Annotated in this window: 18 protein-coding genes; 10 read left to right on the plus strand and 8 right to left on the minus strand. The window is 69.9% G+C overall.

Annotation, left to right across the window (positions count from 1 at the left end; genetic code table 11):
* Positions 1-118: 118 nt before the first annotated feature.
* Positions 119-2,923 (minus strand): AAA family ATPase, encoded by a 2,805-nt coding sequence (locus ABZ845_RS15180; protein ID WP_360978551.1) that lies wholly within the window; start codon positions 2,921-2,923, stop codon positions 119-121.
* A 451-nt stretch (positions 2,924-3,374) separates the two neighbouring features.
* Between ABZ845_RS15180 and ABZ845_RS15185 the strand changes: the two genes are divergently transcribed.
* Both ABZ845_RS15185 and ABZ845_RS15190 read left to right on the plus strand, forming a co-directional pair.
* Positions 3,375-4,919: an AMP-binding protein gene (locus tag ABZ845_RS15185; protein WP_360978554.1), complete on the plus strand. Its 1,545-nt coding sequence runs from the start codon at positions 3,375-3,377 to the stop codon at positions 4,917-4,919.
* 193 nt (positions 4,920-5,112) lie between these two features.
* Complete coding sequence (locus tag ABZ845_RS15190; RefSeq protein WP_360978557.1) at positions 5,113-6,735, plus strand: AMP-binding protein; 1,623 nt, start codon at positions 5,113-5,115, stop codon at positions 6,733-6,735.
* A 27-nt stretch (positions 6,736-6,762) separates the two neighbouring features.
* On the opposite strand, the gene ABZ845_RS15195 is transcribed toward ABZ845_RS15190, so the two are convergent.
* On the minus strand, positions 6,763-7,476 hold the full coding sequence (locus tag ABZ845_RS15195) for a hypothetical protein (protein WP_360978560.1): 714 nt from the start codon (positions 7,474-7,476) through the stop codon (positions 6,763-6,765).
* Between the two features lie 262 nt (positions 7,477-7,738).
* Here ABZ845_RS15195 and gcl point away from each other — a divergent pair, with 262 nt between their 5' ends.
* Positions 7,739-9,523, plus strand: coding sequence for a glyoxylate carboligase (gcl, locus tag ABZ845_RS15200; RefSeq protein ID WP_360978563.1), 1,785 nt, complete (start codon positions 7,739-7,741; stop codon positions 9,521-9,523).
* 214 nt (positions 9,524-9,737) lie between these two features.
* Here the strand turns inward: gcl and ABZ845_RS15205 are convergent, their stop codons facing one another.
* The 3 genes from ABZ845_RS15205 to ABZ845_RS15215 form a co-directional block, all read right to left on the minus strand.
* Positions 9,738-9,977 (minus strand): hypothetical protein, encoded by a 240-nt coding sequence (locus ABZ845_RS15205; protein WP_360978566.1) that lies wholly within the window; start codon positions 9,975-9,977, stop codon positions 9,738-9,740.
* A gap of 350 nt (positions 9,978-10,327) precedes the next feature.
* Positions 10,328-11,260, minus strand: a complete 933-nt coding sequence (locus ABZ845_RS15210; protein ID WP_360978569.1) for a 2-hydroxy-3-oxopropionate reductase — start codon at positions 11,258-11,260, stop codon at positions 10,328-10,330.
* 13 nt (positions 11,261-11,273) lie between these two features.
* Entirely contained in the window at positions 11,274-12,134 is an 861-nt protein-coding gene (locus ABZ845_RS15215; protein WP_360978572.1) for a TIM barrel protein, read from the minus strand.
* Between the two features lie 139 nt (positions 12,135-12,273).
* Here ABZ845_RS15215 and ABZ845_RS15220 point away from each other — a divergent pair, with 139 nt between their 5' ends.
* The 7 genes from ABZ845_RS15220 (at position 12,274) to ABZ845_RS15250 (ending at position 17,724) form a co-directional block, all read left to right on the plus strand.
* Positions 12,274-12,522 (plus strand): hypothetical protein, encoded by a 249-nt coding sequence (locus ABZ845_RS15220; RefSeq protein WP_360978575.1) that lies wholly within the window; start codon positions 12,274-12,276, stop codon positions 12,520-12,522.
* Between the two features lie 80 nt (positions 12,523-12,602).
* A complete protein-coding gene (locus ABZ845_RS15225) occupies positions 12,603-12,914 on the plus strand; it encodes a helix-turn-helix domain-containing protein (RefSeq protein ID WP_360978632.1) in 312 nt (103 codons plus the stop codon).
* A gap of 107 nt (positions 12,915-13,021) precedes the next feature.
* Positions 13,022-13,528: a 2-oxo-4-hydroxy-4-carboxy-5-ureidoimidazoline decarboxylase gene (gene uraD, locus ABZ845_RS15230; RefSeq protein ID WP_360978578.1), complete on the plus strand. Its 507-nt coding sequence runs from the start codon at positions 13,022-13,024 to the stop codon at positions 13,526-13,528.
* 42 nt (positions 13,529-13,570) lie between these two features.
* A complete protein-coding gene (gene uraH / locus ABZ845_RS15235) occupies positions 13,571-13,978 on the plus strand; it encodes a hydroxyisourate hydrolase (protein WP_360978581.1) in 408 nt (135 codons plus the stop codon).
* 6 nt (positions 13,979-13,984) lie between these two features.
* On the plus strand, positions 13,985-14,914 hold the full coding sequence (gene pucL, locus ABZ845_RS15240; RefSeq protein ID WP_360978584.1) for a factor-independent urate hydroxylase: 930 nt from the start codon (positions 13,985-13,987) through the stop codon (positions 14,912-14,914).
* Between the two features lie 209 nt (positions 14,915-15,123).
* The gene (locus ABZ845_RS15245) at positions 15,124-16,503 is read left to right on the plus strand and encodes an 8-oxoguanine deaminase (RefSeq protein WP_360978587.1); all 1,380 of its coding nucleotides are present in this window, start codon (positions 15,124-15,126) and stop codon (positions 16,501-16,503) included.
* A 294-nt stretch (positions 16,504-16,797) separates the two neighbouring features.
* Positions 16,798-17,724, plus strand: a complete 927-nt coding sequence (locus ABZ845_RS15250) for a hypothetical protein (protein ID WP_360978590.1) — start codon at positions 16,798-16,800, stop codon at positions 17,722-17,724.
* Between the two features lie 170 nt (positions 17,725-17,894).
* Here the strand turns inward: ABZ845_RS15250 and ABZ845_RS15255 are convergent, their stop codons facing one another.
* The 3 genes from ABZ845_RS15255 to ABZ845_RS15265 form a co-directional block, all read right to left on the minus strand.
* Positions 17,895-18,854 (minus strand): phosphotransferase, encoded by a 960-nt coding sequence (locus tag ABZ845_RS15255; RefSeq protein WP_360978593.1) that lies wholly within the window; start codon positions 18,852-18,854, stop codon positions 17,895-17,897.
* Between the two features lie 86 nt (positions 18,855-18,940).
* Entirely contained in the window at positions 18,941-19,225 is a 285-nt protein-coding gene (locus tag ABZ845_RS15260) for a colicin immunity domain-containing protein (RefSeq protein ID WP_360978596.1), read from the minus strand.
* 739 nt (positions 19,226-19,964) lie between these two features.
* Positions 19,965-20,402: a hypothetical protein gene (locus tag ABZ845_RS15265; protein ID WP_360978599.1), complete on the minus strand. Its 438-nt coding sequence runs from the start codon at positions 20,400-20,402 to the stop codon at positions 19,965-19,967.
* Positions 20,403-20,608: the final 206 nt, after the last annotated feature.

Below are 20,608 nucleotides of genomic sequence, written 5' to 3' on the forward strand. Positions count from 1 at the left end.
CCAATGAGGGAACCCCCTAAGGGCTGTTGGGCAGGGAAAACCCTTGGTCTGCGCGCGTAAACCCGCGCCCTCGAGAGGACCCTCCGGGGCCGTGCCTCGGACCGGGATGATGTCGCGCTCAGCCCGGGTGGTGCCCCGCCGCGAGCCGCACGATGTCGACCCTCGACCGGATCCCCAGTTTGCGGTAGACGCGCGTCAGCGTCGCCTCCACCGTCTTGACGCTGATGAAAAGGCGGGCCGCGATCTCCCGGTTGGTCGCGCCCTCCATCACCAGCGCGGCCACCTGCCGCTCCGTCGCGGCGAGGGTGTCCAGGGCCGCCGCTGCCAGGGGCTGCCGTACCGGTCCCGTGACCACCGCCGTCTCCACCTGCCGCAGCCATGGCATGGCACGGCAGCGGCGGAAGAGACGAGCCGCTTCGTCGTACGGCGCCGGGCCGTGCCGCCGGGCGCGCAGACCGGCCAGCGCATAGGCCGCCCGCGCCTCCTCCAGTGCGTACCCGAGCCTGCCCAGACGTTCCTGAGCCGACGCCAACTGCCGTTCGGCCGACTCGACTTCGCCGCGTCCAGCCCGGATCAGGGCCTCGGCACGGTCCAGGACCGCGAGTACACTGCTGCGGCCGAGCCGCTGCGCGTGCGCGCGTGTGGCGTCGACGACGTCCTGTGCCTCGGCGGGCTCCCCGACCCGCACCAGGGCCTCGGCGAGGTCGCCCTGCCAGCGTCCCCGGGCCGGATCCGTGACCCCGAGACCTTCCTCCAACTCCCTTACCCGGCGCAGGGAGCGCACCGTCGCGGGCGCGTCCCCGGCCACCAGCTGAGCGTGCCCCAGCGCGGCCAGAGCCCGCGACTGGTAGAGCACGTCGCCGTCCTCCTCGGCGCGCGCCACCGCCTCCTGGGCCAGGGACAGGGCCCGCTCCACCTCACCGCCCGCCGACTCGGCGAGCGAGGTCAGCACCGCGCTCGCGGCCTCACCCATACCCGTGTCCCGCGCCAGCCGCAGGCCCTCCCGTGCGAGGTCCAGGGCCCGCCCGCAGTGCCCGGCCCGCAGCTCGGTCTCGGCGAGCCCGCGCAGGAAGTACACCTCGGCCTCGACCATGCCGCGCCGCCGCGCTTCCCGCAGCAACGAGCTGACCGTCTTGCGTGCCTCGGCCAGCTGATCGCCCATGATCAGCCAGCGGAAGCGCGCGGCGCCCGCGCCGTTGTGGTCGCATGCCACCCGAGGGTCCTGCGGTTCCTTCAGCGCCCGCTTGATCGTCGCGGGAGCGTCGGGATGTCCCATCAGCGTCTCGGCCTGCGCCTGGAAGGCCAGCGCCAGCAGTTCGTTGCGCCGGTCACCGGCCCGCGCCGCCAGATCCGCGGCGAGCGCGCCCTCCTCCCGTGCCCGGTCGAAGTCGCCCTCCACGAGCAGCGCCCGCCAGGCGAGCTGGTAGTGCACCAGGGCGAGCAGCCGCGGGTCGTCGCCGGCGTCGGCCAGCGCCTGCGGGAAGACCGCGTCCACCTCGGCCATCGCGTGCCCGGCGGCGTCGATCACGACCATCCAGGCCCGCACCCGGTCCGCGGGCTCGGTCGCATGCGCCAGCACCTCGTGGGCGATGTCCCGGGCGAAGTCGGTCTCCCCGGCGGTGAGCGCGTCCTCGGCGGCCTGTGACCGCCGCGAGTCCGGGCCCGGTACGGCATCGGCGGGAGCGTGCCGGGCCGCGAGGAGCCCGAGGTTGGCCGCCACCGATGGCGCGCCCCGGTCCCGCGCCGCCGCCGCGGCCTCGGAGAGCTGCTCGGCGACCCCGAGGTCCGTGCCGGTGGTGGCCAGCGCGAGATGCCGGGCCCGTTCGATCGGGTCGGAGGCCGCCGTGGACAGCGCGGCGTGTGCCGCCCGCCGCTCCTGGGCGTCGGCCTGCGCGTAGAGCGCGGCCGATATCAGCGGATGCGCGAACCGTATGACGGGAGCGTCCCGCTCCGTCACCAGCAGCCCGAGCGCGGCGGCCTGGGCGGTCTCCGCCTCGGCGTTCTCCCGTCCCGCCGCGTGCAGCAGGGCCGGCGTGGGCCGTGCGCCCGCGCTCGCCACGAGGAGGGTGCGGCGCGCCTCGGGGGACAGCGCCTCCAGCCGGTTGAGTACCAGCGCGCGCAGCGAGGTCGGCACGGGCAGCGGCTCGCCGGGGCTCGGCGGCGTGCTGCTCTCGAAGAGGGCCCGGCCCAGTTCCAGCGCGAACAGCGGGTTGCCGCCGCTGGTGCGGTGGATGTCCCGGACGGTGGAGCGGGGCAGGCCGTCGTAGCCGCGGTGGTCGAGGAGCTCGGCGACCTCGGTGCGGGAGAGCGAGCCCACCCTGACCGGCAGGGTGTCCGGCGGGGACGCGCGGAGATAGCGGTCGTGCTCCTGGCCCTGCGGCTCGGTGTGCGTGCGGACCGCGCACAGCATCTGCACGGGCGTACCGCCGAGGCGCCGCGCGGCGAAGCCCAGGAGCTCGGTGCTCGCCGGATCAAGCCACTGGAGGTCGTCGGCGACGATCAGTACCGGGCCGCGGGCGGCGAGCGCCCGCAGCGTGGACAGCACCGCGAGCCGAAGCGCGAGTCCGTCCCGCTGCAGCGTGGACTCGCCCCGCCCGGTGAGCGCGGACTCCAGGGCCGTGCGCTGCGGGGCGGGCAACTGGTGGGCGACCTCGTCCACGACCAGACCGAGCAGGTCGGCGAGGGCCAGGAAGGGCAGATGAGATTCGGACTCGGTCGCCGAGCAGCGCAGCACGGTGCGCACCGATTCGCCGTATTCCGCGGCCAGCGCGCGCAGAACCGTCGACTTTCCAATTCCCGCCGGGCCGTGCACCAGCACACTTCCGCCCGCCGTCAGCTGCTCGCGCGCCCCTGCCAGCAGCTCCTCCCGGCCGATGACCAGGTCGGAGCGGGGTCTCGCAGGCTCTTTGAAGTCCCGTCGCACGGTGACCGCTCCCCTCCGTGTGTCGTGTCCTGGCCAATATTAGGCAACCAGTCTTTGAAATTCGGACAGACAGCAGGGTGAGCCAAATAACAAGGGGGCAGCCCAGCGGAATTCGGCCTGTGCCGAGCAATGGACAGTGGACATTCCAAGTGTATCCGGTCATAGATGTGCAAAGAGTGATGGGCCCGTCGTCTTCCGTCGATGAGGGTGTGGTGGCGATGTGGGCGGTGCGGACGGCCGACCGGTGAAGGTCCCGGGCCGGGGTGCCGGCCCGGCGGAACGATGCCGGGCATACCTCCCATGTCTCTCCGGTGCCGGCGTCGGATTGAAGACGCCAAGATCAGGGGTATTGCTTTCCGGGCGCGGGTTGCGGCGTGATGGTGGCCGGGCTTTCTGTGGTCCTGCCCGGTTCCGTACAGACGGCACGTAGAAGAAGGTGTAGGGCAGAGCGATGCGCGTTCCGATGACGATCGCCGACTTCCTGGACCGGGCGGAGCTGGGATTCGCCGGCAGCCCTGGCGTGGTCGACGAGCCCGACCAGCCCGCACCGCCGGTACCGGTGTCGACGTACGGCCGGCTCGCCGAGCGGGTGCGGGCCTGGCAGGCGGGGCTTGACGCGCTGGGCGTCGGGGAGGGCGAACGCGTGGCGGTGGTCAGCCACAACTCCGCCCGGCTGCTTGAGCTGTTGTTCGCGGTGCCGATGAGCGGCCGGATCTGCGTGCCCGTCAACTTCCGTCTCAAGGCGGAGGAGATCGAGTACGTGGTGCGGCAGAGCGGCGCCTCCGTGGTGCTCGTGGATCCGGAGGTCCAGGAGGTGACCGCCGGCATCAAGACGGAGCACCGGTTCGTGCTGGGGGATCAGACGGAGACCGAGCTGATGCGGTTCGGGGTGGCGCCGCGCCCGTGGTCGGAGCCGGACGAGGACGCCACCGCGACGATCAACTACACCTCCGGAACGACCGCCCGTCCCAAGGGAGTTCAGCTCACACACCGCAACATCTGGGTGAACGGCCTGACGTTCGGCCTGCACACGAGGGCGTGGGAGCGCGACGTCTACATGCACACGCTGCCGATGTTCCACTGCAACGGCTGGGGCATGCCGTTCGTCATGGCCGGGCTCGGCGTCAAACAGGTGGCGCTGCGCAAGGTCGACGGGGCGGAGATCCTGCGCCGGGTCGAGGAGCACGGAGTCACGCTGATGTGCGGGGCGCCCGCGGTGTGGAACGCCGTGCTGGACGCGGCCTCCGGCTGGGAGGGCGCGATTCCCGGGCGGGACCGGGTGCGGATCGTGTGCGCGGGTGCACCGCCGCCGAGCCGGATGATCCAGCGGGTGCAGGAGGAGCTGGGCTGGGAGTTCACACAGATCTACGGTCTGACGGAGACGTCGCCCGTGCTGACTTTCAACCGCGCACGGCCGGAGGACGACGGGCTGCCCGCGGCGGAGAGGGCCCGGAAGCTGTCCAGGGCGGGCCTGCCGGCGCTCGGGGTGAGGCTTCGGATCGCGGAGGACTCCGGCGAGGTGCTGGCACGGTCGAACGTCGTCCTGGACGCCTACTGGGAGAAGCCCGACGAGACGGCGGCGGTGCTTGAGAATGGCTGGTTCCGCACCGGCGACGGCGGGTCGGTCGACGCCGGGGACGGGCATCTGACGATCTCCGACCGGAAGAAGGACGTGATCATCACCGGGGGCGAGAACGTGTCCTCCATCGAGGTCGAGGACACCATCTTCAGCCACCCGGCGGTCGCGGAGGTGGCCGTGATCGGGGTCCCGGACGAGAAGTGGGGCGAGACGATCAAGGCGTTGGTGGTGACGGCCGAGGGCGCCTCGGCGAGCGAGGCGGAGATCATCGCGTACTGCAAGGAGCGGATGGCGGGCTACAAGGCACCGACCAGCGTGGAGTTCCGGGACGCGATTCCGCGGACGGCGACGGGGAAGATCCAGAAGTTCAAGCTGCGGGAGCCGTACTGGACCGGGCTCGGCCGGGGCGTCAACTGACGCCTCACGGGACACCGCGGTGCGGGGCGGTCGCCGTTGCCGTACACGTGAAGACCGCGTGCGAGCCCTGGGCGGGAAACCGGCACTCGCCGCGGCTTCGGGCCGACCGTCTTCCCCTTATGGCGGGCCGGCCGACACACTGCACTTCCCAAGCTGAGACGGATGGCGTGAGCACTCCGGGAAGGACAACCCGATGACGGAACTGTCGTACGCGCACGGGACGAGCGGGACGGCGCTGCTGGGGGACACCATCGGGGCCGGCCTGGACCGCACCGCGGCCCTGTGGCCGGACCGCGAGGCGCTCGTCGACGTCGCGTCCGGGCGGCGCTGGACCTACGCCGAGTTCGCGGCGGACGTGGACCGGCTCGCGTATGCGCTGCTGGCGAGCGGGGTGGCCAAGGGCGACCGGGTGGGCATCTGGGCCGTCAACTGCGCCGAGTGGGTGCTGGTCCAGTACGCCACAGCCCGCGTCGGCGCGATCATGGTCAACATCAATCCGGCCTATCGCACCCACGAGGTCGAGTACGTCCTCAACCAGGCAGGCATTTCACTGCTGTTCGCCTCGCTCCGCCACAAGACGAGTGACTACCGGGCGATGGTCGAGGAAGTGCGGGGCGCCTGCCCGGGGTTGCGCGAGACCGTCTACTTCGGCGACGCGAGCTGGGACGCGCTTCTTCGGCGCGGGACACCCGACCGGTACGAGGACTTCCACGTCCGCACGAGGGAACTGTCCTGCGACGACCCCATCAACATCCAGTACACCTCGGGCACGACGGGCTTTCCGAAGGGAGCCACCCTCTCCCACCACAGCATCCTCAACAACGGCTATTTCGTGGGTGAGATGGTCGCCTATACCGAGCAGGACCGGATCTGCATCCCTGTGCCCTTCTATCACTGCTTCGGCATGGTGATGGGCAATCTCGCCGCGACCTCGCACGGCGCCTGCGTGGTCATCCCGGCTCCGTCCTTCGACCCGAAGGCCACCCTGGAGGCCGTGCAGAGTGAGCGCTGCACCTCGCTGTACGGCGTCCCGACCATGTTCATCGCCGAGCTGAACCTCCCCGGCTTCGCCACGTACGACCTCTCCTCCCTGCGCACCGGCATCATGGCGGGCTCGCCGTGCCCCGTCGAGGTGATGAAGCGGGTGGTCGCCGAGATGCACATGGAGGAGGTGTCCATCTGCTACGGCATGACCGAGACCTCGCCCGTGTCCCTCCAGACGCGCCGGGACGACGACCTGGAGCACCGCACGAGCACGGTCGGACGGGTCCTGCCGCACATCGAGGTCAAGGTCGTCGACCCGGCCGGAGTGACCCTGCCGCGCGGTTCGGCGGGCGAGCTGTGCACGCGCGGGTACAGCGTCATGCTCGGCTACTGGGAAGAGCCCGGGAAAACCGCGGAGGCCATCGACCCCGGCCGCTGGATGCACACCGGCGATCTCGCGGTGATGCGTGAGGACGGCTACGTCGAGATCGTCGGCCGTATCAAGGACATGATCATCCGCGGTGGCGAGAACATCTACCCGCGCGAGATCGAGGAGTTCCTGTACGCGCATCCGAAGATCGCCGACGTTCAGGTGGTCGGGATTCCCCACGAGCGGTACGGCGAGGAGGTGCTCGCTTGTGTCATCCCCCGTGAACCGGCCGCTCCGCCGTCCCTGGAGGAACTGCGCGCCTTCTGCGAGGGCCGGCTCGCCCACTACAAGATTCCGAGCAGGCTGAGCGTCCTGGACGCGTTCCCGATGACGGTCTCGGGGAAGGTGCGCAAGGTCGAGCTGCGGCAGGCCCACACGGAGCCGGACTCCGGCACGCCGTAGCCCCTGGACGGTACGGGCGGGATCCGGTCAGGCGCGGCCGGTGGCCAGTTCGTCGGCCGGGGTGTTCACCGGCTGTGGTGTGCCCGTCAGGTCGAGGACGAAGAGCGGGACGGTGAGGCGGTCGGCGGCGGAGCGGGCGCCGTCGGAGTAGCCCGCGAGCGCGAAGTAGACGCAATGGGCGGACTCCGACATGGCGGTCAGCCACAGGCACTCCACGTCCCGCAGTGAAACGGGACCCACCGTCGGGTCCACCTGGGCGAGGATGCCGCGCGCCGCGAGTCCGATCCCGTGCGGCTGCCGCTGGTCGGCGCGGCGGATGGCGTGGTAGCCGAGCCAGCGCAGATACAGCGCGGCGGCGGTGACGGCGTCCCGCGTCGTGTGGATGGCGACCGGCTGGAAGGTGGAGGGGTGTGGGGGGCTTGCGGCGTCCCATGCGGCGGCGTCCTGCGGTCCCGCCGGATCCGGGCTGCCCGGTTCGCCCGGTGGACGCACCGGGATCCGCAGGACCGTCCCGCACGGGCAGCCGAGTTCCGGATGCGGCCACTGGTCCTCGCGGGCGCAGGCCTCGCAGCGCACCGTGACCCACTCGTCCTCCCAGGTGCGGTGGGTGACGACGGAAGGCCCGCGCAGGGGGTCGGACGGTGGTGTGACGGTGGCGCCGCACACACAGGGATAGACGGGCGCGGAGTAGATGTGCTCGCGCCGGCAGGCCGGACAGCGCAGCGGCACGCTCTCGGGCATGGCCCACTCCAGGACGTCATGTCGGGACAGAGGTCAGGAAAGCGGTCCCATCGTGCTCTTCCCGGTGCCCGCTTGTCCGCCGCTTCACCCAGCGAGTGGGCGCGAGGCCGGGGGTCTCTTGACGCTCCCTGCCGGCCCGCATACATTTATTCCAGATAGTAGAAAATATTTTCCGCAATGCGGAAATACAATGCGGAAACATAAGCGCTTGCCGCGGGGCGCGACGGGAGCGCGAGTCCACCAGCCGAGGCAGGAGTACGCAATGGCTCGTATGACCGCTGCCCGCGCGGCAGTCGAGATCCTCAAACGCGAGGGCGTCAGCGACGCGTTCGGGGTTCCGGGCGCGGCGATCAACCCCTTCTACGCGGCGCTGAAAGCCGCCGGAGGGATCCAGCACACCCTCGCCCGCCACGTCGAGGGCGCCTCCCACATGGCGGAGGGCTACACCCGTACGTCCCCCGGCAATATCGGCGTGTGCATCGGCACTTCGGGCCCCGCCGGGACCGACATGATCACCGGGCTCTACTCCGCGAGCGGTGACTCGGTCCCGATCCTCTGCATCACCGGCCAGGCGCCGACCGCGGTCATCCACAAAGAGGACTTCCAGGCCGTCGACATCGCGTCGATCGCCGGACCGGTCACGAAGATGGCCGTCACCGTCCTGGAGGCCGCGCAGGTCCCGGGTGTCTTCCAGAAGGCATTCCATCTGATGCGCTCGGGCCGGCCCGGACCGGTCCTCATCGACCTGCCCGTCGATGTGCAGCTCACCGAGATCGAGTTCGACCCGGAGACCTATGAGCCCCTCGCGGTCTACAGGCCCGCCGCGACCCGCGCGCAGATCGAGAAGGCGATAGCGCTCCTCAACGCCTCCGAGCGCCCCCTCATCGTCGCCGGTGGCGGTGTCGTGGGCGCCGACGCGGCCGGACTGCTCGTCCATTTCGCCGAACTGACGGGCACTCCGGTCGTCCCGACCCTCATGGGCTGGGGCTCCATCCCCGACGACCATGAGCTGAACGCCGGGATGGTCGGCCTGCAGACCTCGCACCGCTACGGCAACGCGACCTTCCTGGAATCGGACTTCGTCCTCGGTATCGGCAACCGCTGGGCCAACCGGCACACCGGAAGTCTCGACGTCTACACGGCGGGCCGTACCTTCGTCCACGTCGACATCGAGCCCACGCAGATCGGCAGGATCTTCGCGCCCGACTACGGCATCACGTCCGACGCCAAGGCGGCGCTGGAGCTGTTCGTCGAGGTGGCGCGGGAGCTGAAGTCCGCCGGGCGGCTGCCCGACCGCTCCGACTGGGCGTCGTCGGCCCAGGAGCGAAGGGCACGGCTCCAGCGCCGTACGCACTTCGACGACATCCCGATCAAGCCGCAGCGGGTCTACGAGGAGATGAACAAGGCGTTCGGTCCCGAGACCCGCTATGTCTCCACCATCGGACTCTCGCAGATCGCCGGCGCGCAGTTGCTGCATGTCTTCAGGCCGCGCCACTGGATCAACTGCGGCCAGGCCGGGCCGCTCGGCTGGACCGTTCCGGCCGCGCTCGGCGTCGCCAAGGCGGACCCGGAAGCATCCGTCGTCGCCCTCTCCGGCGACTACGACTTCCAGTTCATGATGGAGGAACTGGCCGTCGGGGCACAGCACAGGATCCCGTACGTCCATGTCCTGGTGAACAACTCCTACCTGGGCCTGATCCGCCAGGCGCAGCGTGCGTTCGACATCGACTTCCAGGTCAATCTGGAGTTCGAGAACATCAACTCGCCCGAGCTGGGCGTCTACGGCGTGGACCATGTGAAGGTCGCCGAGGGGCTCGGCTGCAAGGCTCTGCGGGTGACGGACCCGAATGAACTGGGCGCCGCCCTCGAAGAGGCGAAGAAGACAGCCGCGGAGTTCCGGGTGCCGGTGCTCGTCGAGGTGATCCTGGAGCGGATCACCAATATCTCGATGTCCGCCACCAATGACATCGGCGCTGTGGTGGAGTTCGAGGAGACCGCTACCGAGCCTGCGCATGCGCCCACCGCGATCAGGAAGCTGAAGATCTGAGAGGTGGGGAGTGAGGGGGCGGGCCGCCGGCCGGCGGGTCGCCCCTGCAGGCTGTGCGTTCGTGGAGCCCGCCGCCCCCGTGTCTGGCGGGCTCCACAGGAAGAGAATGTGCCCTCGCGCGGGGGAGTTGAAGAGCCTCCGCGATGTTCAGAGGTTTATTTGAGGTTTCCGTAGGGAAACTACGTTTGTTCGTGCGGGCGGCACTCACGGGTTCTCACCAGGTGTCGGGCTCCGTCAGCCCCGGCCAGTCGTCGGGGCCTCCGCCCTGCCACTCGATGAGATCGCCCTGTTCCACCTCGATGCGGTCCAGATCGGCCATGCGCAGGATCTCGACGACATCATCCAGATGGCTGGCGATCCCGAGTGGCTGGTCGCCCGCGGTGACGCGCCGCGATCCGTCCAGGGCCGGAGGGTGGACCACGATGTGCGGATACCCCGTAGTCGACTGTTCCATGACTTCAGGCTCCTGCCGCTCGGCCGGATCCGCACCCCGGGCATGACGCGGATCCCGGGCATGAGGCGGCCCCTGGGCATGGCGCGACCCCTGGGCAGGGCGAGGCTCCCGGGCATGACGAAGGCCCCGGCGGGGCAGGCCCGGCCGGGACAAGGGGGGAGGGCCGCGGCGGATGCGACGGTCCGGGGCGCCCTCCCCTCAGGTCGAGAAGGAGGCACCGGGCCTTCACCACCGCACTGGCTCGCACGCCGCCGCGGCCCCGTTCCGGGCCGTGGTGGCGCCTGGGCGCGACAGGACAGGTGTCGGCGCCGGCCACGGCCCGGAGTCTTGGGAGATGGATGTGTGAGACGTCAGATCTGCGCGCCGGACAGCCGTTCCACGGCCCGCAGCAGGGACGAGTGGTCGAGTCCGCCGTCGCCCTGTGCGCGCAGGGCCGCGACGAGCTGGGCGACCACGGCGCCCACGGGCAGTGCCGCCCCCACCGCGCGGGCCGCGTCCATGACGATGCCCATGTCCTTGTGGTGCAGGTCGATTCGGAAGCCCGGCTCGAAGTCGCGCTGGAGGAAGTTGTCCCTCTTGCGCGCCAGCACGGTGGAGCCCGCAAGCCCGCCGCCCAGGACGTCCAGGGCGGCCTCGAGGTCCACGCCCGACTTCTCCAGGAAGACCACGGCCTCGGCGCACGCCTGGATGTTCACGGCGACGATCAGCTGGTTGGCGGCCTTCACCGTCTGGCCCGAGCCATGCGGACCGCACAGCACGATCGTCCTGCCCAGCGCCTCGAAGAGCGGTCGTGCCGTCTCGAAGTCGGCCCGCTCGCCGCCGACCATGATGGACAGCACGGCCTCGACGGCGCCGGCCTCGCCACCGGAGACCGGGGCGTCCAGCACCCTTATGTCCCTGTCCTTGGCGGCTGCGGCAAGGCCGATGGAGGTCCCCGGGGTGATGGAGGACATGTCGATCAGCAGGGTGCCGGGCCGGGCGTTCTCCAGGATTCCTTCGGGACCGTACGCGACGGCCTCGACCTGGGGGGAGGCGGGCACCATCGTGATCACCACGTCGGCGTCCCGAACGGCCTCGGCGACCGAACCGGCGGCCGTGCCGCCCGCGGCGGTCAGGCGGTCGAGCTTCTCCCGCTCCAAGGTGTAGCCGGTGACGTGATAGCCCGCCTTGATCAGGTTTTCCGACATCGGGGAACCCATGATGCCCAGGCCGATCCAGGCGACGGAGGGGAGAGCCGGGCGGGAGGAGTCGGTGTGGGTAGGCGTGCTGGCCGTGCTGCTCATGAAGGTGCCTCTCTCACTGCTCGTACTGCTCTGCTGTGTCCGTGGTGCGTGGCCCGGCCGGCAGCCATGAGAAGGACTCGCCGCTCGGTCCGTCGCCCGGCTTGTACTCCAGGCCGACCCAGCCGCCGTAACCGGCCTTCGCCAGCCGGCCGAGAAGGTCCTCCAGCGGGAGCGTGCCCGTGCCCGGGGCGCCTCGGCCCGGCGTGTCGGCGATCTGCACATGGCCGGTCTTCGGCGCGTACCGCTCGATCACCGACGGCAGGTCCTCACCGTTCCTCGACAGGTGGTAGAGGTCCATCAGGAACCGTGTGTTGCCAAGGCCCGTCGCCTCGTTGACCTTGTCGACGATCCCGACGGCGGCCGGGGCCGACACCAGCGGGTAGCGGGGCGACTCCGGCCTGTTCAGCGCCTCGATCAGCAGGATCGCGCCGATCCGGTCCGCCGCGCGGGCGGCGAGGACCAGGTTCCGCAGCGCGAGAGCGTCCTGCTCGGCCGGATCGGCGCCGTCCACGCGGTTGCCGTACAGCGCGTTGAGCGCCCGGCAGTCCAGCGCCGCGGCGAAGTCCGCGGCGACGTCGACGTTGGCGCGGAAGCGGTCGGATTCCTCGCCGGGGACCGACAGCGCGCCGCGGTCCGGGCCCGGCAGTTGTCCCGCGTAGAAGTTGAGCCCCGTGAGTTGCACGCCCGCGTCCTCGATCGCCCTCCGCAGAGCGCTGAGCCGCGAGGGCTCGGGGACGGGCGAGTCGACCCAGGGCCACCACAGCTCGACCGCGCTGAAGCCCGCCGCGGCGGCGGCCGCCGGCCGCTCCAGGAGCGGGAGCTCCGTGAAGAGGATCGACAGGTTGACGGTGTAGCGCTGGTCGGCGAACCCCATCGGCGGCACCTCCTCTGCCTTGCTTCCGTATTGTGGAATTAACTTATCGCTTGATGGAAGATTGACGTCGGGTGGTGTCGCTTGTCAAGGGGGCGGAGAGGGGGCGGCCGCAACCTCGGGTCGGCTAGGGTCGGGCACCGTGCGATTGAGACTGGAGTTCACGACCGAGCCCTTCGATCTCGACGAGGCGCCCGGGCACGCGGTGGTCGCCCGTGAGGTCATCGAGGCCGCAGAGCTGGACGCCGTCGACGTGGGACCGTTCGGCAACACCGCCGAAGGTGGCGCCGACGCGATGCTCACCACCGTGGACGCGCTGCTGCGCAGGACCCTGGAGGCCGGCGCCACCCGTATCTCGCTCCAGATCAATGTGATCGGGGAGGGCGAGTGAGCGCCGTCGGGGACGATCCTTTCGATGCGACCGATCCGTCCGACCCGTTCGTCGCGGCGGTGAAACCGCTGGTCGACGCCATGGGGGGCGAGATGCTGCCCCCGGGTCAGGCCGGTCCCGACGATGTCGTGCTCGCCTGGGCGGGTGCGGACGTCGTCGCGGTACGCCTGCCTCAGCTCGCCGAGTCCCTCGACCACATCCTCGCCGCCATGGAGCGGGGGCGCGGCAAACCCCTGGCCGAGCTGGACCGCAAGGCCAAGCAGGAGGTCGTACGGATGCTGGAGGCCCGGGGCGCCTTCGCGGTGCGCCATGGCGTGGAGACCGTCGCGAGCGCCCTCGGGGTGAGCCGCTTCACGGTCTACAACTACCTCAACCGCGACAAGGAGTCCTGACCGGTAGCCGCCCTCCCAAATTTTCAACAAAGTGTTGACGTTGCGTCGCGTGGGGGCGTTAGCTGTTCGCAGCCCGTTCCGCACCCTGGCCAGCCTCGGAGGCTCCCGTGACGTCGACATCCACGCCGCCGGGCCTCAGGCGCTTCAACGCTCTGGAGGAGCAGGCGGCCCTGGCCGAGCTCCTCGAGGCGTGCTCCTCCACGGCATGGGCAGGCCGCCTGCTCGCCGAGCGCCCCTATGACACCGCCGAGGCCCTCTACGCCGCGGGCGACGCCGCCATGGCCGACCTGACCACGGCGGACCTGGAGGAGGCGATGGCCGGGCACCCGCCGATCGGCCGCCCCAAGCCCGGGGACCCGACCTCGGGCCGGGAGCAGCGCGGAATGGCGGGCGCCTCCGAGGAACTCAAGGCGGAGATGCTCGAACTGAACCTGGCCTACCAGGAGAAGTTCGGCCATGTCTTCCTGATCTGTGCCACGGGCCGGACCGCGGAGCAGATGCGCGACGCGGTCAGGGAGCGGATCGGCAACACGCCGGAGCGGGAGCGGGAGATCGTCCGCGCCGAGCTGGGCAAGATCAACCGTATCCGCCTCGCCCGGCTGCTCGAAGCCTGACGCCTCGACCCCGACCGCCCGACTCCGCGAAGAGGGAACCGCATGAGCACCGAGACCACCGCCTCCGTGTCCACGCACATCCTGGACACCAGCGCCGGCCGCCCCGCCGGGGAAGTCGCCGTCCGTCTCTCGGCCCGTCCGGGCCGGGACGCGGACTGGCGGGCACTCGGCGGCTCCGCGACGGACGCGGACGGGCGGTGCAAGGACCTTCCGGCGCTGCCGGAGGGGACCACCCACGTACGGCTCGACTTCGCCGTCGAGGCGTACTTCGCAAGGTCCGAGAAGAAGCAAGCCGATGCGCAGCAGGACGCCCCCGCGAATCGGGACAGCGGTGCCCAGGGTGTGTTCTTCCCGGAGGTGACGGTCACTTTCGCCGTCGTACCGGGAGAGCACTACCACGTACCGCTGCTGCTCAACCCGTTCGGCTACTCCGTTTACCGAGGGAGCTAGCTCAAGATGGCAGACACTTCACGCCCGGCCCGCCCTGCCCACCCTGTGGTCCTGGGACAGAACCAGTACGGCAAGGCCGAGAACCGGGTCGTAAGGATCACGCGCGACGGCGCCACCCACCACATCAAGGACCTGAACGTCTCCGTCGCCCTCTCCGGCGACATGGACGAGGTCCACTACTCCGGCTCCAACGCCAGTGTCCTGCCGACCGACACCACCAAGAACACGGTGTACGCGTTCGCCAAGGAGCACGGCATCGAGTCGGCCGAGCAGTTCGGCATCCACCTCGCCCGGCACTTCGTGACCTCGCAGGAAGCCATCCACCGGGCCCGGATCCGGATCGAGGAGTACACCTGGGAGCGGATCGCGCACGCGGGGAAGGGCGCGCACTCCTTCGTCCGCACGGGCCAGGAGACCCGCCTGACGCAGATCACCTACGACGGCTCGTCGTGGGAGGTCGTCTCGGGCCTGAAGGATCTCACGGTGATGAACTCGACCGACTCCGAGTTCTGGGGCTACGTCAAGGACAAGTACACGACGCTCCCCGAGGCGCACGACCGCATCCTGGCCACCGAGGTCTCCGGCCGCTGGCGTTACGACTGGACGGACGACGCCCAGGAGATGCCTGACTGGGACGCGTCCTACGAGCAGACGAAGAAGCACATGCTCCAGGCGTTCGCCGAGACGTACTCCCTCTCCCTGCAGCAGACGCTGTACCAGATGGGTGCGCGCATCATGGAAAACGTCGGCACGATCGACGAGGTCCGCTTCTCGCTCCCGAACAAGCATCACTTCCTGGTGGACCTGGAGCCGTTCGGACTGAAGAACGAGAACGAGGTGTATTTCGCCGCCGACCGGCCGTACGGCCTGATCGAGGCCACCGTCCTGCGGGAAGGCTCCGAGGCGCGGATCCCCGGGGACCTCACGAACCTGTGACCCACCGACCTGTATCCGGGACCGGCCTGTGACCGGTTCCGACCCGTGAACGGTGCCCCGCCCGCCGGGGAACCCGCCACCCGCCCAACCCTCGGCACCCGTGGCCGCCGGGGGCCCGGTCCCAGGACCGAGCCCCCGCTCCGACGGCCCCGGCACTCAAACTCCCAGGGTCCTGCCGTGCCCTCTCCACAGAACGAAAAGGACGAACCATGGCAGCAGCTCAGCGCATCGTCATCGAGAACTGTGCCATCGCGACCGTGGACGCCGACGACACCGAGTACGCGTCGGGGTACGTGGTCGTCAGCGGCAACCGCATCGAGGCGCTCGGCGCGGGCAAGGCCCCCGAGGGTCTGGAGAACGTCGGGCGCCGCATCGACGCCTCGGGCCATCTCGTCACCCCGGGCCTGGTGAACACCCACCACCACTTCTACCAGTGGCTCACCCGGGGCCTGGCCACCGACCACAACCTGTTCGACTGGCTGGTCGCGCTGTACCCGACCTGGGCGCGCATCGACGAGCAGATGGTGCACGCCGCGGCCCAGGGATCGCTCGCGATGATGGCCCGCGGGGGAGTGACCACCGCGATGGACCACCACTACGTCTTCCCCAAGGGCTCCGGCGACCTGGCCGGCACCGTCATCCGGGCCGCCCGCGACATGGGCGTCCGTTTCACGCTCGCCCGAGGCTCCATGGACCGCAGCGAGAAGGACGGCGGTCTGCCGCCGGACTTCGCCGTCGAGACCCTGGAGGGCGCACTGGCCGCCACCGAGGCGACCGTGGACGAGTACCACGACGCCTCCTTCGACGCGATGACGCAGGTCGCCGTGGCCCCCTGCTCCCCCTTCTCGGTCTCGACCCAACTCCTGCGCCAGGGAGCCGAACTGGCCCGGCGCAAGGGCGTGCGGCTGCACACCCACGGCTCGGAGACGGTGGAGGAGGAGAAGTTCTGCCACGAGATGTTCGGCATGGGCCCGACGGACTACCTCGAGTCCACCGGATGGCTCGGCGAGGACGTGTGGATGGCGCACTGCGTCCACATGAACGACTCCGACATCGCCGCCTTCGCCCGTACGAAGACGGGTGTCGCGCACTGCCCGTCCTCCAACGCCCGCCTGGCGGCCGGCATCGCCCGGGTCCCCGACATGCTCGCGGCGGGCGTCCCGGTCGGCCTCGGCGTCGACGGCACGGCCTCCAACGAGTCCGGTGAACTCCACACCGAACTGCGCAACGCACTGCTGATCAACCGTCTGGGCGCCCATCGGGAAGCCGCTCTGAACGCCCGTCAGACCCTGCGGCTCGGCACCTACGGCGGCGCCCAGGTCCTGGGCCGGTCCGCCGAGATCGGCTCCCTGGAGCCGGGCAAGCTCGCCGACCTTGTGCTGTGGAAGCTCGACACGCTCGCCCACGCCTCGATCGCCGACCCCGTCACGGCCCTCGTCTTCGGCGCGGCGGCCCCGGTCACGCTCTCCCTCGTCAACGGCGAACCGGTCGTCGAGAACGGCCGCCTGCTGCACGTCGACGAGGACGCCGTCGCCCGCTCCACCCGCGAACAGGCCCAGCGCCTCGCGCGCATCGCCGCGCAGGCCTGAGCCCCCGAGGACCCCGGCCGGGAGGGACGGCTCCCGGCCGGGCCGTGGACCCGAGCGGGGGCCCACGGCGCCCGCCTCCGGGGCACGCAGGACGTGCGTGCCCCGGAGCGGCACCCCGCCGGCAGGTCATAGCTCGGGGAGGCATACTCACCCGCACCAGCCGCACAGGCCACTCCGGCCGAGGACACACCTGGACGCCGGCGCCGCGAGGTCAGATCATTCGGTGTCGGGCATCGCGTGGTGTCCTGAGCGACTGGACCAGCGACGAGGCAAGTGCCGGGAGGCGTGGGTCACATGGGTTCTGAACTGGACTTCGGTCGGCGAGCCGAAGGCAAGTGGTACGAGATCAGCCGACGCAACGCACGGTCCGTGCAGACCACCGTGGGCTGGATCTTCTGGGATCCCGGTGCGGTGGCGCGCTATGAGGCGTGGGGGCTGGACAAGGTTCTGGCAATGCCGCTCGGGTACATCGCCTCACGAGGCGCGCCGCTCGCTCCGGCCGGAGCGGACACGATGATCGCGGCGTTCGGCACCATCAGTGCCGTGGGCATCCGGTTGACCTTCGATCTGCTGAAAAGCCCGGACGCCTTCCGTGAGTTCTGGGACATGCGCGAGGAGGCGATCGAGGAGGGGCTGCGGCGCTACGCGCCCGGCATCGTCGATCCGCTGTGCGAGATGGGTCCCGCGCTGTGGTCGGTGGTCGACCGGCTTCCCCTGCTCGGGCGTCCCCTGTTCGCCGCGACCTTGTCCATGCCCCGCCCGCAATCCCCGCTCCTCTCCGGCTGGCACGCGGTCAACCTGCTGCGAGAGTGGCGAGGGGACACGCACTGGGCCCTGGTGGCGGCGGCCGGTCTCACCTCGTCCGAAGCGTCCATCCTCCACAACGAGTGGCTGCGCTACCAGGACGACTGGCTGAGCAAGTCCCGAGGCCACACCGAGGACGACATCGACGAGGGCTGGGAGTCGCTGACGCGCAAGGGGCTGGCGACGGACAGGCGGGTACTCCCGGAGGGCCTGCGTCTTCGCCAGCGGATCGAGGACCTCACCGACGACCGGACGGTCCTTCCCTGGCAACTCCTCGGCGAGCGCGCGGCACACGAGTTCGCGGAACGGTTCGAGCCACCGTGCGAGCTGCTGCTGTCACGCGTGGACGAGACGGCCGGCGTCCAGTTCCAGCCGGCCTCACGCGTACGCGCACGGTACGAGGACGGTCAGGACTGAGGGGTGTCCCCTGATTGGTCCTCGGCATGAGGGTGTCGTCCGGGATTGGTCCCTGGGTCCAACCGGTGGGCAACCACCCTTTGGCGGCATCGACGCCGGTTCACCCCTGCCGGCCGCACGGCACGGCAGCGGTCGGCAGGGGCCGTCCTCCCGACAGCATGCGGCTGCACTCAGGCGTAGCGGTCGAACAGGGCCTGGAGGTAGTCCTCCAGGCGCCCGGTCAGCAGGGTGCGGGTCAGATCGGCGCGGCCCACCTCGCGCCAGGGAACGGCGACCTTCTCGGCGTCAGGGGCGAAGCCCAAGGCGTCCAGCAGCCGCCAGTAGAGGTGCGCGGCGGGGTCTTCTGCCAGTGTTCCGCCCGCCGCGAGATAGCGGTCGGCGAAGCGCATGCCCGCGGGGACTCCGTGCAGCAGTGTCAGCGCCGTGGAGCAGTGGGCCACGTCCAGGTCGGCCGGCCCCCAGGAGGTCTCCACCCAGTCGACGACCCCGCTGATCCGCAGACCATCGCCGTCGTCGCCTGCGAAGAGGACATTGCCGGGGTGGAAGTCCCGGTGCAGGAAGCATCCCCGGTATGCCGGGGGTTCACGGCGTATCACGTCCAGGGCCCGCTGCCACAGCTCGGGGCGATCGGTGCCATCGGGCACTCCGACCCGCTCGGGAGAGGCCCACGCCTCATACGTGCGAGGCCGTGTCCCGGCGGTCACCGGCACCCGGTGGATTCGCGACAACTGGCGGGCCATCAACTCGGCTCGCTGATCGGCCCCTTCGTCTTGCAGACGGACACCTCCTGGCAGCAGAGTCATCAGCAGCGAGGGGTGATCGCAGTACTGCGCTGTCGCATCCACGTCCACCAGCCCGGCCACGGGCACATCCGTGCCGCCGAGCAGGCTCAACATGGCCGCCTCGCGGGTCAACAGGCCCTCTGCGTGACGTACGTAGAAGGGCTTGACGAACGACCGCAGGACCAGCGAGCGGCGACCGCCCGGCCCGCGGACGTCCAGTCGGCGCATCTCCGAGGACCAGCCGCCACGCAGCCGTGCGACCACCTCGATGCGTTCCCCGTCGGACAACCCCTTCTCGACCCAGGCGCGCGTGGCATCCCAGCTCTGTTCCCCGGCATCCGTACCCATGTGCCCGACCCTACCGGTGGTGGAATTGTCTCAATGGACGGTACGGCATGGCCGCGAGGCCGCTGACGCTGTCCGCCTGGAGCCACTCACATCAACCGGTCCAGCACGGCTGCCACTCGGTCCCGTAGTTCTTCGTCGGTCAGGTCGTCCGGGTCTCTGAGGTCAGGATCGATGCTGTACTCCTCCAGTACGCAGAAGACCTCGTCCAGCGCGTTCTCCAGGGCCCCGCCCAGACGTTCGCCCACGCTCATCGCCCGGCGCCGCTCGTCGAGCCACCGCCTGGCGAAGGTGGGGCCGTCGATCGAACGGGAGGCGAGAGCGCGCATGAGGCTGATCTGCCGGCCGGTATGGCTGTCAGCGGACGCCTCCATGGCGGACGTGAAGGCCCTTCTATTCGGGGGGTGTTGGCTGGAGACAAAGGAGAGTTCCGTCCCGCCCCTGGGGCTTCTGCGGGCGTAGCGCTGGAATTCCGCCCGGGCTCTGTCGGTACCCTCGGCCACAGCACCTCGCATGAACTCCGGGCTTCCTGCTGCCAGGGTGTAGCCGTCTCGGCACAGCACAGCGCCCAGGAGATTGTCCGCGACCAGCAACAAGCCTGACGTGTCCGGCCACTGTGCGCTGACGACGCTCAACGCGTCTGGTTCGACAGGGGCCGTGCAAGTGGTCCGCTCGGCGAATTCCTCGTCGACCGGCACCCCGAAAACGGCGGCGGCCCAGTCTCCCGCGCGCCTGCGGCCAGTCGCTCAACGGTGTCCCGCCCCGGTGGGAGGTGCGCGGCCAGCGGGGCGACCGGCACGGCTTGAACTCGTGCGAGCCAGTCCTCGCGGAAATTCCCCGTATCGGACAGGACGGTTCCGAGCACGTCACGGTTCTTGATCTGCGGCACTCCGGTCCAGGCGGGAGCCGTGCGGCTCGGTGTCCCCATCGTCCTTGACGAACTTCACGGCCGCCACCGGATCAGGGGAGGCATGGCAGCGTGGTCGGTGCCTTCCATCGTCACGATGACTTCCCGGCCCGTCGCCGTTCCGAGCCACGTCACTTCCCTCGCCCTCAGTCGCGGTCGCCCCGAACCGGGAGAGCGTCTTCCTCCCCTGCGAGGGCTCAGTGAACTCACCCCTCGCCGTCCTGCGCGAGGGGACGGAATCTGGCGAGGGCGCCTTCCCAGTCGGATCTGACCGTGTCCTCCAGAGGGAGGCCGCCCCCGAGGTCTTCTGCTGCTTGCAGCAGGGCGGTAACGAGCTCTGGGGTCGTCGTCCGAGCCACGATGCCGTTGTCTCCGGCGATCGACAGTCCGTTCTTGTTTCGCCGCACCACAAGGTTGAACGAGGTGTCCGTACCGTAGAAGCTGAGCACTCGGGCGTTTCCCCGCAGAAAGTCGCGCAAGCCGTCCAGCAACTCGACGACCGTGACGTAGATCATCATGCCCTGATCGGGGACGTGGCCGGCGGAGTCGACTCTGCCGAATTCCCCCGTGACGACCATGTCTCCCATGTCGAACCCGCTGGCGTCACCTTGATCGGGCCATACGGTGAACTGGAAAGTGATCACGGAGTGTAGCTCTTTCCTATTGGGAAAAAGGTGATGACACGGTTTCCGTCCTTCGAGTCTCGGCCAGCCGGGAGAGGAGTGAACCCCCGTTCGCAGTTGCGGCTTTCGACCCTAGACGAGTCTGTCCAAATGCCTGCGGGCATGAAGAGAGGGTGTTCAAGATCCGTTTGTGACGACAGAACTGAACACCCTCGTGACCGCACTTT

The sequence above is a fragment of the Streptomyces sp. NPDC047022 genome, from assembly GCF_040644155.1.
Classification (GTDB): domain Bacteria; phylum Actinomycetota; class Actinomycetes; order Streptomycetales; family Streptomycetaceae; genus Streptomyces.